The 13,318-nt window shown below is 71.8% G+C and carries 10 protein-coding genes; 4 read left to right on the top strand and 6 right to left on the bottom strand.

What is annotated here, in order from left to right; genetic code table 11:
* Positions 1-256: 256 nt before the first annotated feature.
* From NE235_RS19445 to NE235_RS19430, 4 genes are all read right to left on the bottom strand, one after another.
* Complete coding sequence (locus tag NE235_RS19445; protein WP_252804923.1) at positions 257-1,249, bottom strand: LLM class flavin-dependent oxidoreductase; 993 nt, start codon at positions 1,247-1,249, stop codon at positions 257-259.
* 163 nt (positions 1,250-1,412) lie between these two features.
* Positions 1,413-2,510, bottom strand: coding sequence for a glycosyltransferase family 4 protein (locus NE235_RS19440; RefSeq protein ID WP_252804921.1), 1,098 nt, complete (start codon positions 2,508-2,510; stop codon positions 1,413-1,415).
* A 3-nt stretch (positions 2,511-2,513) separates the two neighbouring features.
* The gene (locus NE235_RS19435) at positions 2,514-3,365 is read right to left on the bottom strand and encodes an ABC transporter permease (RefSeq protein WP_252804919.1); all 852 of its coding nucleotides are present in this window, start codon (positions 3,363-3,365) and stop codon (positions 2,514-2,516) included.
* A complete protein-coding gene (locus NE235_RS19430; RefSeq protein ID WP_252804917.1) occupies positions 3,362-4,273 on the bottom strand; it encodes an ABC transporter ATP-binding protein in 912 nt (303 codons plus the stop codon). Before NE235_RS19430 ends, NE235_RS19435 begins: the two co-directional genes overlap by 4 nt.
* A gap of 133 nt (positions 4,274-4,406) precedes the next feature.
* Here NE235_RS19430 and NE235_RS37535 point away from each other — a divergent pair, with 133 nt between their 5' ends.
* Genes NE235_RS37535 through NE235_RS19410 form a run of 4 tightly spaced genes read left to right on the top strand, consistent with a single transcriptional unit; the run spans position 4,407 to position 8,252 of the window.
* Positions 4,407-5,609, top strand: coding sequence for a sensor histidine kinase (locus NE235_RS37535; protein WP_289848876.1), 1,203 nt, complete (start codon positions 4,407-4,409; stop codon positions 5,607-5,609).
* Positions 5,606-6,754: a sensor histidine kinase gene (locus tag NE235_RS19420; RefSeq protein ID WP_252804915.1), complete on the top strand. Its 1,149-nt coding sequence runs from the start codon at positions 5,606-5,608 to the stop codon at positions 6,752-6,754. Before NE235_RS37535 ends, NE235_RS19420 begins: the two co-directional genes overlap by 4 nt.
* On the top strand, positions 6,751-7,407 hold the full coding sequence (locus tag NE235_RS19415) for a response regulator (protein WP_252804913.1): 657 nt from the start codon (positions 6,751-6,753) through the stop codon (positions 7,405-7,407). The genes NE235_RS19420 and NE235_RS19415 overlap by 4 nt, the downstream gene beginning before the upstream one ends.
* On the top strand, positions 7,404-8,252 hold the full coding sequence (locus NE235_RS19410; RefSeq protein WP_252804911.1) for a carbon-nitrogen hydrolase family protein: 849 nt from the start codon (positions 7,404-7,406) through the stop codon (positions 8,250-8,252). Before NE235_RS19415 ends, NE235_RS19410 begins: the two co-directional genes overlap by 4 nt.
* A gap of 84 nt (positions 8,253-8,336) precedes the next feature.
* Here NE235_RS19410 and NE235_RS19405 read toward each other — a convergent pair whose 3' ends face one another.
* Positions 8,337-11,627 (bottom strand): GH92 family glycosyl hydrolase, encoded by a 3,291-nt coding sequence (locus tag NE235_RS19405; RefSeq protein ID WP_252804909.1) that lies wholly within the window; start codon positions 11,625-11,627, stop codon positions 8,337-8,339.
* A gap of 209 nt (positions 11,628-11,836) precedes the next feature.
* Positions 11,837-13,303: a PrsW family intramembrane metalloprotease gene (locus NE235_RS19400; RefSeq protein WP_252804907.1), complete on the bottom strand. Its 1,467-nt coding sequence runs from the start codon at positions 13,301-13,303 to the stop codon at positions 11,837-11,839.
* Positions 13,304-13,318: the final 15 nt, after the last annotated feature.

Raw genomic sequence — 13,318 nt, 5'->3', positions numbered from 1 at the left:
TGCGGGACTTTGGTCCACTGCTGAAGCTCGACGAGATCGACATCAACGACTATGTCGCGGTCGTCCTCCCCGGTGGTCACGGCCCGGTCGTCGACCTCTACCGGGACGTCGGCCTCGGCCGTCTGCTGACCGAGGCGGACCACTATGCCCGGTACAGGCACGCGTTGCCGTTCCCGGCCTCGCCCGAGCGTTCCGGGAACGGTGGCCTCCCCCCACTGTTCGACCTGAGGGTTCCTCCGGACCCACGGGCTTCGGTTCAGTCGCGGGGGGCCAGGGCGCGGGCGAGTGAGTCCAGGGAGGTCAGAGCGTCGGGGCCGGTGGGAGCGAGGACGACACTGGTCGCGCCTGCCGCGTGGCGGGCCTTGATCGCTTCGCGTGCCTGGTCAGGGGTGCCGGCGATGCTCAGCTGGCGCACCCAGGTGTCGGGCATGGTCTCGGCGAATCGCCGGGCGTCGGCGCAGGCGGCGCGGTGTTCGCGTAGCCGCGTGGCGAACGGCAGGGGATCGATGTGAGCGGCCCAGGCCGGTTCGCCGATGACGGTCAGGCCGCCGCGGACGCGGGCGAGAGCGGCGTCCTCGTCATGGTCGACGGCGGCGGCATCGTAGGTGACGACTTCGAGGGCGCTCGCGTCGGAGGCGCTGCCCAGATGCCGCAGCGAAGAGGCGACGTAGGCGGGGGCCGCGGGTTCGGCCAGGAGGAGCCCGTCGGCCACCTCGCCTGCGGCGGCCTGTGACTTAGGACCCCGCACGCCCAGGACGACGGGCGGGACGATGTCGGGGGTCTCGGTGATGACGACGCCTTCACAGCGCACGTAGCGGCCGCCTGCCGGACCGGGCTCGCCACGCATGAGGAGGCGGAGCGCGGTGGTGTACTCCTTGATCAGGGTCAGGGGGCTGGCGGGCCAGGCTCCGGCCTGGCGCATCCAGTCGGGCATGCCGTGGCCGATCCCGGCGATGAGGCGGCCGGGATAGAGCTGGGCGAGGGTGGCCAGTTCCATCGCGGCGAAGCACACGTTGCGGGCGCCGGCGGGCATGATGCCGATGCCGACGGTGATGTCGGCGGTGCCGGCGAGGACGACGCCGGCCTGTGCGAGTCCGCCGCGCCAGCCGAGGTCCTCTACCACCCATACCTGGTCGAATCCCAGCTCTTCGGCTCGCCGGGCGTAAGGCACCATGTCCCGGACGGGCAGGTCGCGGGGCAGCATGACACCGACGCGCCCGCGCGCGGGAATGGTGTCCGTCTCGGGCATCACGGGCTCCTTCTTCTTCCGCACCGAATTCTTCCGCACCGAACCGGTGACCGGCCGTGGTGGGCGGGTTTCCGGTGCGGCATGGTGTCCGGTCGGTCTCCTCCGCAGGGCATCCACGCGCGACGCATAGAGTGTCGCGGCACCGGGTCCGCGTGACCAACTCTCACCGCGCGGCCGCGCGCTCCAGCAGGTCACGGAGGTGTTCGTACGAGCGGTCCCAGGTCCACTCGGAGCGCACCCACGCGCGTCCCTTCTCGCCCATCGGCCCGGGATCGGTGAGCAGTTCGATCAGGCGGTCGGCGATGGCCGGCACCGAGCGTCCGTCCACCACGTGCCCGGTCTCCCCGTCCCGTACGGTCTCGGGGGCACCGCCGGAGTCCCCCGCCAGCACCGGCAGCCCGGCCGCGGCGGCCTCCAGGAACACGATGCCCAGCCCTTCGACCTCCAGCCCGCCCAGCCGGCTCCGGCACGGCAGCGCGAAGACGTCCGCCGCCGCGTAGAAGGGCGGCAGCGCCTCGTGGGGACGCGATCCCGCGAACACGACCCCCTCCCCCGCGAGCCGGCGCAGGCGGCCCTCGTACGGGCCGGCCCCGACGATGAGCAGGGTGGCGTCCGGCACCGAGCGGCGTACGAGCGGCAACGCCTGGATCAGCCGGTCCTGCCCCTTGCGCGGCACCAGGCGTGACACGCTGAGGATGACGGGCCGGTCGCCCAGTCCGTGGCGTTCGCGGATCGCCGCGCCGCCGGCGTCCGGGCGGAACACCGACGTGTCCACGCCCGGCACCAGCCGGGTCGTACGCGGCCGTGGACCGAACGCCCGGGCGATCCGGCGGCGCGTGTACCCCGTCAGGTAGGTGACGGTGTCCACGTGGTCGCCGATCCGGCGCAGCAGCTGCCGTGGCCCCGGCAGCGACGCCCACCAGACCTCGTGCCCGTGCGTGGTGGCGACCGACGGCAGGCCGAGTGGTCCGGCGAGCAGCCCGAGCGGCGCGGCCGCGCCGAACCACACCCGGTCGCAGCCGTACCCCTTCACCAGCGCGGCGGCGGTCTCGGCCACCGTCCGCGTCGGAAGCAGCGTCCGGGCCGGGTCGCGTACCACGGTGAACGGCAGTCCGGCGTCGAACCGGTCCCCGCCCGGCTCCCGCGACGTGTAGACCACCACCTCGTCCGGAGGGAAACGGCGCGCGATCTCGTAGACGAACGTCTCGATACCGCCGAGCCGTGGTGGGAAGTCGTTCGTGATGATGAGCATGGCGGCCATGGTTCACACGTCGCGGCGGTCGACGACGGTCACGGCGACGGCCGCCGCGGCGACCGCCCAGATCGCGAGGGTGATCCACGCCTCGGTGGTCGTCGTGGGGTGGCGCACGGTGAAGCCGAAGCGGCCGTAGCCGACGTCGACCAGCCGCTGCCAGGCGGTGGAGGGCATCGCGTGCTTGATGTCGGCCGTCCAGCGGTAGTGGTCGGTGAAGCACGGGGGCAGCAGCAGAAGCACCGCCGTGGTGATCGCCATGGTCGCCGCGCCGTGCCGGATGATCGCGCCGAGGCCCATGCCGAGGAGCGCGCAGACCGGTGCGAGCAGCGCGGACGCAGCCACCGCCTGGAACGCTCCCGGGTAGCCGATCGACATGCCGACGTGGTGGCCCGACAGGATGGCCTGGGTGGCCCAGAAGGAGACACCGGCGACGACCGTCCCGTAGCCGAGCATGACGACCGTGACGTCGATCAGTTTGGCGGCCACCAGTGAGCGGCGGGCGGGAACGGCCGCGAAGGTGGTACGTATCAGTCCCGTGCCGTACTCACCGGTGATGGTGATGGCGCCGATGCTGCCGGCGACGAGCATGATGATCATGCCGCTGATCAGCGTGAACGCGTCCCGCATCGCCCAAATTGGGACGAAGATGGCGCGGATCCCGGCGTCGTAGTGCGGCCAGTTGTGGTGGTCGGCGACGGCCGCGTTGATGTTGATGCCGATGATGACCAGCCCGCTGAGGAGCAGGGTCCAGTGGGTCGAGCGGAGCGACCAGAGCTTGGCCCACTCGGCGGCGAGGAGGTCGCGGAACCGGGCGGACGGCTCGGTGACGGCGGGGCGGACGGTGGTGGTCGGTGCGGTCATCGGGCGTCTCCGGCGAGGTATTCGACGCTGTCGGCGGTGAGTTCCATGAACGCCTCCTCCAGCGAGGCGGTACGGGGGGCGAGCTCGTGGAGCAGCACGCGGTGCTGGAAGGCGAGTTCGCCGATGCGGGCGGCGCTCAGGCCGGTGACCGTGAGCGCCTGGTCGCCGTCCGGTCGTACGGATCCGCCCTCGGCGGTCAGGATCGGCGTCAGCTCTGAGGCGTCGGGCGTGCGCACGGTCACGCTCTGCGGTGTGCCGCGAGCGGCGAACTCGGCCAGGCTCTCGTCGGCGATCAGTTCGCCCCGGCCGATGACGATGAGATGGTCGGCGGTGTGCTCCATCTCGCTCATGAGGTGGCTGGAGACGAACACGGTCCGGCCTTCCGCGGCCAGGCGGCGGAACAGGCCGCGGACCCATCGCACGCCCTCCGGGTCGAGGCCGTTGATCGGCTCGTCGAACACCAGGACGGGCGGGTCGCCGAGCAGGGCGGTCGCGATGCCGAGCCGCTGCCGCATGCCGAGGGAGAAGCCGCCGACGCGGCGGCGCGCCGCCTCCGTCAGCCCGACCTCGCCCAGGACCTCGTCCACCCGGCGGCGCGGGATCCGGTTGGCGCGGGCCAGGGCGGACAGGTGCGCGTACGCGGTGCGGCCGCCGTGCACGTCCTGGGCGTCGAGCAGCGCGCCGACGTGGCGGAGTCCGCGCGGGCGGTCACGGAACGGACGGCCGGCGACGGTGGCGGTGCCGCCGGTGGGCCTGTTGAGCCCGAGGATCATCCGCAGGGTGGTGCTCTTGCCCGCGCCGTTGGGGCCGAGGAACCCGGTGACGTGCCCCGGGCGCACGCTGAAGGTCAGTCCGTTGACGGCCGTCTTCGCGCCGTACCGCTTCGTCAGTCCGCTCACTTCGATCACGAGGCAACGGTGTCGCGGGCCGGGCCCGGCTCACATCGGGCCGTCGTCGGCATTCGCGGGCCGCCGATGCCGACCGTGGTCGTACACCCGTGGTCCGATGCCCCGGAAGTCTCGGGCCAATACGATTCGGGACATGTCCGCCGTGCCCCCTTCTCCCCTGCTGAGGCGCGTACCGCCGGGCGCATGGGCAGCCCTGGCCTGGTGCGCCGGCACGGCCTTCACGTTCCTCATCCGGATGAGACTGCCCGGTGAGAGCATGAACTCGGCCTACCCCGGGGTCCTCTTCCACCGGTGGGACGGCCGGACGACGCTGGCGCTGGCCACCGCGCTCACCCTCGTCGGCAGCGGCCTGCTGCGCCGGCGGCCGCTCACGGCTCTCGTCCTGGTGCTCGCCGGCGCCGTCCTCGGGACGGTCCCGCTGAGCGTCGACGCGATTCCGGTGCCGCAGTTCCTGTCCGTCGATGTCGCCCTGTACTTCATCGCGGCCACCGGGCGACGCGGAGTGTCCCTCACCGCCGCCGGTCTGGTGTTCGCCACGCTCACCGCGTACCTGTCGGTCCGGCTTGCCCATGCCTGGACCATCGGCACGTCGACGGAGCTGGCCGTGGCGATGACGGCCCTGGTCGCCTGGCTGATCGGCAACTCGGCGCACCAGGCCCGCGAGCACGCGGAGGCCGGGCGGGCCCGGACCGCCGCCGAGGCGGTCACCGCAGAACGGCTCCGCATCGCGCGCGAACTGCACGACATGGTCGCGCACAGCATCGGCATCGTCGCCCTGCAGGCCGGCGCGGCGCGAAGGGTCATCGACACGCAGCCCACCGGAGCGCGCGACGCCCTGCGGGAGGTGGAGCTGGCGAGCCGGGAGACGCTGTCCGGCCTGCGACGGATGCTCGGCGCCCTCCGGCAGGCGGAGCTGAGGGACGGGGCCCCTGGGTTCGATGAGATGCCCGGCCTGGCGGACGTCGACCGGCTGGCCGCGACGACGACCGCCGCCGGCGTCCGCGTCGACGTCCAGTGGCGAGGCGAGCGGCGCCCGCTGCCCCCGGAGGTCGACCTGTCGGCGTACCGGATCATCCAGGAGGCCGTCACGAACGTGGTACGCCACGCCGGCGCCCGCTCCTGCACCGTCTCGATCGACCACCGGGACGAAGAGATCTCGATCGAGGTCGTCGACGACGGCCGCGGCCACGGGCTCACCCCCGGCACCGGCTACGGCCTGGTCGGCATGCGCGAACGCGCCGCCCTGCTGCACGGCGACCTCACCGCCGGACCACGACCCGAGGGCGGCTTCCGCGTCACCGCCCGTCTCCCCCTGCCGGTGGAGGTCAGGCGATGAGGAGGACGATCGCCGTCTGGGGCGGAGCCGCCCTGTTCCCTCTCGCGCTGGCCTGGTCGCAGCTGGGTACGCCGCGCACGGGGCCGTTCGACCCCTACAACCCTGTCCTGGCCGTCGCGGCGATGCTGTCGATGAGCCTGCTCATCGGCGTGCTCCGGCGGGTTCCGCTGCTCGCGCTGCCCATGATGCTCCTCGGCTGCGTCGCCGTGGTCGTGCTGGCGGGCCCCCGGCACGGGACCGGCCGCGCCCCGTTCCTCCCCTTCCTGGCGGTGGATCTGGCTCTGGCGTTCGTCGTCGCGACCCGGACCACCCGGGTCTCGACCGTCGCCGTCCTCCTGTGCCTCGTCGTGCAGTCCGGGACCGTCGTGGTCTTCTCCGACGGAACGGACGTGGGCGTCAACGCCGAGATGGCGCTGCTGGCGCTCGCCACGACGTACATGGTCGGCAGGCTGATCCGCGAGCGCCGCGAGCACGGGGAGGCGCTGCGCACGCGCGCGGTGGCCGACGCCGTCACCGCCGAGCGGCTCCGGATCGCGCGCGAACTGCACGACATGGTCGCGCACACGATCGGCATCGTGGCGCTGCAGGCGGGCGCGGCCAAGCGAGTGATCGACACACAGCCGGCCCGGGCGCGCGAGGCGCTGGGCGAGGTCGAGACCGCCAGCCGGGAGACGCTGTCCGGCCTGCGCCGGATGCTCGGCGCCCTCCGGCAGGCCGAGCTGGAGAAGGGAGCCGAGCCCGCGCCGCTCGACGAGATGCCCGGCCTGGCGGACGTCGAGCGGCTCGCCGAGGCGACCACGGCGGCCGGGGTCCGCGTCGACGTCCACCACCGAGGTGAACGGCGCCCGCTGCCCCCGGAGGTCGACCTGTCGGCGTACCGGATCATCCAGGAGGCCGTCACGAACGTGGTACGCCACGCCGGCGCCCGCTCCTGCACCGTCTCGATCGACCACCGGGACGAAGAGATCTCGATCGAGGTCGTCGACGACGGCCGCGGCCACGGGCTCACCCCCGGCACCGGCTACGGCCTGGTCGGCATGCGCGAACGCGCCGCCCTGCTGCACGGCGACCTCACCGCCGGACCACGACCCGAGGGCGGCTTCCGCGTCACCGCCCGCCTTCCCCTGCCGACAGGAGTCCGATGACCGTCCGCGTTGTCCTCGCCGACGACCAGCCGCTGGTGCGCACCGCACTGCAGATGGTCATCACCGACGCTCCCGACATCGAGGTCGTCGGAGAGGCCGGAAACGGCGCCGAGGCCGTCGAACTGGCGCGCAGCCTCGAACCGGATGTCGTCGTGATGGACATCCGCATGCCCGGAATGGACGGCATCGAGGCGACCCGGCGGATCACCGGCGAGCACGGCTCCACGCATATCGTCGTCCTCACCACCTTCGACGATGACGACTACGTCTACGGCGCCCTGCGCGCCGGCGCGGCCGGGTTCCTCGTCAAGGACATGGCGCTGGACGACATCCTCGCCGCCATCCGCGTCGTCGCCGCCGGGGACGGCCTGATCGCGCCGAGTGTCACGCGCCGCCTGATCGAGGAGTTCGCCGGCCGCCCGGGGCCCGTTCCCGCCCGGCGCACGCTCGACGGCATCACCGAACGCGAGCACGAGGTGCTGACCCTCGTCGGGCGCGGCCTGTCCAACGCCGAGATCGCGGCCGAGCTGGTCATCAGCATCGCGACCGTCAAGACCTACGTGACCCGGCTGCTGACCAAGCTGGACGCCCGCGACCGGGTGCAGCTCGTCATCATCGCCTACGAGACCGGCCTGGTGACCACCGCGCAGTGACCACCCTGACCATCGCCACCGCGCAGATTCCGGTCGGCTGCGATCCAGCGGCGAACGGCGCGGCCGTCCGGGAGATGATGACGGCGGCGAGTTCGGCGGGCGCCCGGCTCGTCCAGTTCCCCGAGGGCGCGATCTCCGGTTATCCCGGCGATCGGGCGGCGAAGCAGGCCCTGGCCGACTGGAACGTCGGCTGGGCCGCCATCCGGGAGCAACTGGGGCGCGTCGCGGCGCTGGCGGGTGACCTCGGTCTGTGGGTGGTGGTCGGGGGTGCCCACCGTCTGACGCCGCCGAACCGGCCGCACAACAGCCTGTACGTCATCTCCGACCGCGGAGAGCCGGTCGGGCGGTACGACAAGAGGCGGTGCTCGCACACCGAGATCGGCGAGTGGTACTCCCCCGGCTTCGAGCCCTGTGTCTTCGACGTCGACGGGTTCCGGTTCGGCTGTGCGCTCTGCATCGAGATCAACTTCCCGGAGCTCTTCCTCGACTACGCCGCCTCGGGCGTCGACTGCGTGCTCTTCTCCTCGTACTCACACGACCCGATCTTCGAGGTCCTCGCGCGGGCGCACGCCGCCGCCTGCACCGTCTGGATATCCGTGTCCGTGCCGGCGCAGTGCGGCGCCGCCATGCCGTCGGGGGTGATCGGGCCGCACGGGTACCGGCTCGGGAGCCGTACGGCGGACGGTGCGCCCGGGCTGGTGTGCGTCGAGCTGGATCGGGACGATCCGGCCCTCGACGTGGCCCTGCACAAGGCCCGGCCGTGGCGGGCGAGGGCCCGTGCGGGTGACGTGTACGAGGCCCGCCGGGTCGACGACCCGCGCAGCGCCGACAAGAGCCGCTTTTGAGCGGCGATGCCGCCCCGCGCACGAGCACGAGGCGGCACCGTCGGTCCGTGTTCCCGGTGAGCCGTTGGGCTCACCGGGGACGGGTCAGGAGGAGAAGGCCCAGGCGAAGACGTGCAGGGAGCCTCCGCTGGACGGCGTGTTGAGGGTCACACTCTGCACCTGCTTGCTCGCGTCCAGTGCGATCGGCGTGGCCGCGAACACGTAGATGTTGAGCTTCTGGGTGCCACCGTCGGAGGTGTTCCGGTACGGCGTCTTGGCGACGATCTCGTTGCCGAACTTCGGCGGGTAGGCGTCGGCGCCGAGCGCCCAGTCGCTGAGCTCCAGCTTGGCCGTCGCCGTCGACCCGTCGGTGTACGTGATCTTCACCGTCGACGAGGCGTCGCCGTTGCCGGCCGCGCCGAGGAACGCCAGCTGCGACGCGCCCTTCGGCGCGGCCGGCAGGTCGACGACCTGGCCGTTCGCCTGGACGTTGTCGAGCTGACCGGGCGTGCGGTTCGGCCAGGTGAAGGTGAAGCCCTTCCACGCCACCGGCTGGCCCGGCTTGAGACCGGCCGCGGCCAGGGCCTGCGCGGAGTAGCTCCAGCCGCCGCCGTCGAAGTTGGCGGTCCCGGCCTTGCCGTCGTCGGAGATGCCGGCGTTGTTCTGGTACCACTCGATGGTGCCGCGCCTGGCGACGTTCAGCGCGATGCCGGTGGCGCCCACCGACTGCCCGGAGGCGGTCAGCTCGAACGGCACCGAGTAGTAGTCCGGCTTCTGGTCGGCGGCCACCGACACGGTGACCTTCTGGTCGGCGTGCCCGGCGTCGGCGATCTTCAGTGTGCCGGACGACGGCGTGACGGTGATGCCCGCCGGCGGCTTGGCTGCCCAGGTGACGGTGTCACCCGCGCCGACGGCCTGCACGCGCAGGGTCGCCTCGGTGGAGCCGCCCGGCTCGACCGACGCGGTGCCCGGCGTGAGCGCGGACAGGAATGGCCGCGCGCCGGTGCCGAAGGACGGCGGGGCGTCCTTCGGGTCGCTGCCGAACGTCGTGTTCGGCTGGGCGCCGAGCGTGTAGTCCAGCCGCCCGCCGGAGGCCACGAAGGACTCGGGCAGCCAGGCGCGGCTCGTCGCCTTGCCGCCGACCTTCAGCGACTGGACGTACTTGTTCGTGTCGGAGGCTCCCGGCGCGTTGATCGTGATCTTCTGGCCGCTCGACCGCTTGACGGTGATCTGCGGGAACTCCGGGCTGTTCAGCACCATCTCGGCACGGCCCGGGATCGCCGGGTACATGCCGAGTCCGGCGAACACCCGCCACGCCGACATCGTGCCGAGGTCGTCGTTGCCGACGAGGCCGTTCGGGGTGGGCTTGAAGAGCTCGTTACGGGCCCGGGCGACGACGTCCTGGGTCTTGTACGGCTGCCCGGCCCAGGCGTAGAGCCACGGTGACTGCAGGGACGGCTCGTTGCCCAGGTAGGCGTACGCCTCGTGCGAGCCGGCGTTGAGCTTGGTGAAGAACGTGTCGAGCCGCTTGGCCGCCTGGTCCCGGCCGCCCATGGCGTTGAACAGCCCGGCCACGTCCTCGTAGACCATCCAGTGGTACTGCGACCCGTTGCCCTCGACGTACCAGTTGGAGTCGGCGGGGTCGAACGGCGTGAGGAACGAGCCGTCGCCGAAGCGCGGCTGGATCCAGTCGTTCTGCGGGTTGTAGATCGTCTCCCAGCCGTGCGCCCGCTTCATGAAGTCCTGGTAGGTGTCCTTGTCGCCGAGGCGCTGGGCGAGCTGGGCGATGCCGAAGTCGGCCATGCCGTACTCCAGCGTCGTTGCCGGGTCGCTCGGGACGTAGCCGAGCTTGAGGTAGTCGGCGTTGCCGGGCCGCTCGGTGTAGCCGGTGGCCTTGTCCTCCCCGACGCGGTTCGCGCCCTTGACCATGGCGGCCAGCGCGCCGTTCGCGTCGAAGTCCCGCGCGCCGAAGGCGTACATCGTCGCGATGATCGAGTGGTACGGGTCGCCGTTCATGACGCCGGTGATGGTGTTCTGGTGCGACCAGCGGTCCCATACGTCACCGACGGAGTGCGCGTCGTTGTACATCGACTGTGCGATGTCCGCGCCGACGTCGGGGGCGAGCAGTGCGATCAGCTGCGCCTCGCTGCGGTAGATGTCCCACCCGGAGAAGGTCGCGTACTGGTGGTGGCCCTTCTTGACCTTGTGGGTGCGGTAGTCGAACCCGGTGTAGGTCCCGTCCACGTCGTCGAAGACGTACGGCTGCAGCAGCGCGTGGTACAGCGCCGTGTAGAACGTGCGCAGCCGGTCGGCGGCACCGCCGCTCACCGTGATCTGCCCGAGCCGCTTGTTCCAGGCGGCACGCGCGGCGGACCGTACGGAGTCGAAGCCCCGGCCGCCGATCTCCTTCTTGAGGTTCTGCTTCGCGCCGTCGATGCTCACGTACGACACCGCGGCGCGCATCTGCACCGGCTTGGCCTTGCTGGTGTCGAACTGCAGGTAGACGCCCGAGCCGGGGCCCTTGACGGTGACGTCGCGGGTCTGCGCCTGGAGCGAGCGCTGCGGCATCGGCCGGCCCTCGGGACCGTTGTTGATCCGCCCGAAGGTCTTGCGCGTCTGCTGCGGGATCTTCGCCGGGGAGCTGCCGCGCACGGCGTCCTCACCGGGCTCGACCGAGTCGTTCTTCCACGTGCCGTACGTCTGGAACGGCCGGTCGAAGGTCGCGGTGAAGTAGACGTAGTACTTGGCGTCGGTGCCGCAGAATCCGCCGGTCTTGGCCCAGCCCGACACGGTGTTGCCCTTGACGGTGGCCTCGGCGTCGTCCGCGCCGTTGATCGACCCCGTCACGTTGAGCAGCAGCGTGCCGACCTTGTCGGTCGGGAAGGTGAACCGGGCGACGCCGGCCCGCTGCGTCGCGGTCAGCTCCGTCTTGACGCCGCTGTCGAGCGTCACGGCGTACGACCCCGGGGACGCCTGCTCGTTCTCATGCTTGAAGGTCTGCACGTAGTCGGTGCCGTGGGTCGCCGGGGAGTTCTTGATCGGGCCGGAGAACGGGATGACCGGGAAGTCCTGCGCGCCCGTACAGCCCGGCCCGGAGATGTGGGTCATGCTGAAGCCGCGCAGGCGGTTGTCCTCGTACTTGTAGCCGCCGCCGGACGAGCGGACGGTGTCGGGACTCCACTGCATCATCCCGAACGGCGCGACGGCGCCGGGAAAGTCCATCCCGGCGCCGCCGCCGTGGCCGAAGTCGGGGCCGCCGTCCTGGGTTCCGACGAACGGGTTCACGTAGGAGGCGAGGTCGGGGGTGGCCGCTCGGGCCGGTACGGCCGAGACGGCCAGGGAGGTCAAGGCGAGGCCGAGCAGGCCTGCCAGTCGGGGGCGGACGCGTCTGAACACAGCTGCTCCTCGGGGGAGGTCACCGGTTGCGCTGGCGGAGGACCATCGCGCGCGCCATGACAACGTTGTCACGACTATCGGCATTGTTAATCCGCGCAACTCTGGAGTCAATGGTCAAAATCGGTCACAGGCGTTTCAGCCGATCACGTTGTGTGATGACTCCTGGTCGCCTGGGTGACCACCGGGCGGAGCCGGATGCGGCGCCCGCCTCAGCGCCCGTACGGTCCCGGCGGGTCCTGAGGGCCGTGACCACCCGGACCGTCGTGGGGGCCGGACGGGCCGGACGGGCCCCAGGGTCCTCCCGGCCCGGCGGGACCGGGCGTACCGGGACCCTGGTGGCCGTAGGGACCCGAAGGACCATGAGAACCCGATGGGCCATGGGGACCCGGCGAGCCGTAGGGACCGGCGGGACCGGGCGGGCCCGGCGGTCCATATCCGCCGGCGGGCGGATCGTACGGCCCGGGACGGGAGAAGGGGCCCGGCGGCGGCGGGCCGTAGGACGCGCCCGGGGACAGGAACCCGGAGCCGCCCTGCCCGGCCCACGGCGGGACGAGAGGCCGCGGCTGACGGCCCTGGAACGCCTGGCGGGCCAGGTGCATGAGGTTCAGCAGGTCCTGGCGGCGCCGGTAGAACCAGGCGGGCTCGGCGACGTGCCGCTCGACCCGCTGGTGCAGCAGCGCCAGCTCCGTCGCGGCGAGCTGGTAGTCGGCCATCGCCCGGCCCGCCCGGGTCCCCCCGGCCATGCGGGCCCACTGGCGGGCCCGGCGGCGCAGCTTGAGGTTGCCGAGCATCTGGACGTCCTGCGGCGTGACGAGGCCCGTGCCGGCGTACATCGGCAGGTGCCGCTGGATCAGCCGGACGGTCTGGCGGCGCTCCCAGCGGACGATGACGATCAGCCCGACCAGGATGCAGAAGTCGATGCCGTAGGCGATCATCAGGCCCTTGAGCCCGAAGGCGGTGGAGAAGTTCCACGCGCCGTGCAGCAGCATCGCCGTGCAGAGCCCGGCGACGGGCGCCGCGACCCGGGCGGCGCCCCGGTGCAGTGCGGCGTACGCGACGCCCAGCCCGGTCATCGAGGTGAACAGCGGGTGCCCGAACGGCGAGATCACCCCGCGCATGATGAACACGGCCTCGAGGTTGTGCTGGTGGAAGGCCCGGATGTAGTAGCCGACGTTCTCCATCATCGCGAAGCCGAGGGCGACCATGGCGGCGTAGATGATGCCGTCGGTCAGGCCGTCCAGCTCGTTGCGCCGGAACCACAGGAACCCGAAGAGCACCGCGCCCTTCAGCGACTCCTCGACCAGGGGCGCACCGACGGACGCCGTGACGAGTTCACCGCGCTGACCGAAGACCGGTTTGGTCAGCAGCTCGTATCCGGCGGTGTTGAGGATGAGCGCGCCGAGCACCGCCACGCCCGCGCCCCACATGAAGGCGAACACCAGGGCCCGCCAGGGCTCGGGTTCGAGCCGGTCCAGGGTCAGGACGAGCGCGACGAGCAGCGGGACGGGCAGGATGGCCAGGACTAGGCCGACGAGGAACGGCGCTCCGTTCATCGCGTCCAGGCCCAGGACGACGATGGCGCAGGCCGACGAGACGACCAGGCCGATGATCAGGCCGACCGGTGCCCGGCCGGGCATCCGCCCTTCGAGGATCGCCTTGGGATCGACACGCGCCATGCCGCGAGATTAACC

Source organism: Actinoallomurus spadix (assembly GCF_024055725.1).
Taxonomy (GTDB): Bacteria; Actinomycetota; Actinomycetes; order Streptosporangiales; family Streptosporangiaceae; genus Actinoallomurus; species Actinoallomurus spadix.
Note: the sequence above shows the minus strand (reverse complement) of the source record. Positions and strands in the feature narration are given on the sequence as shown.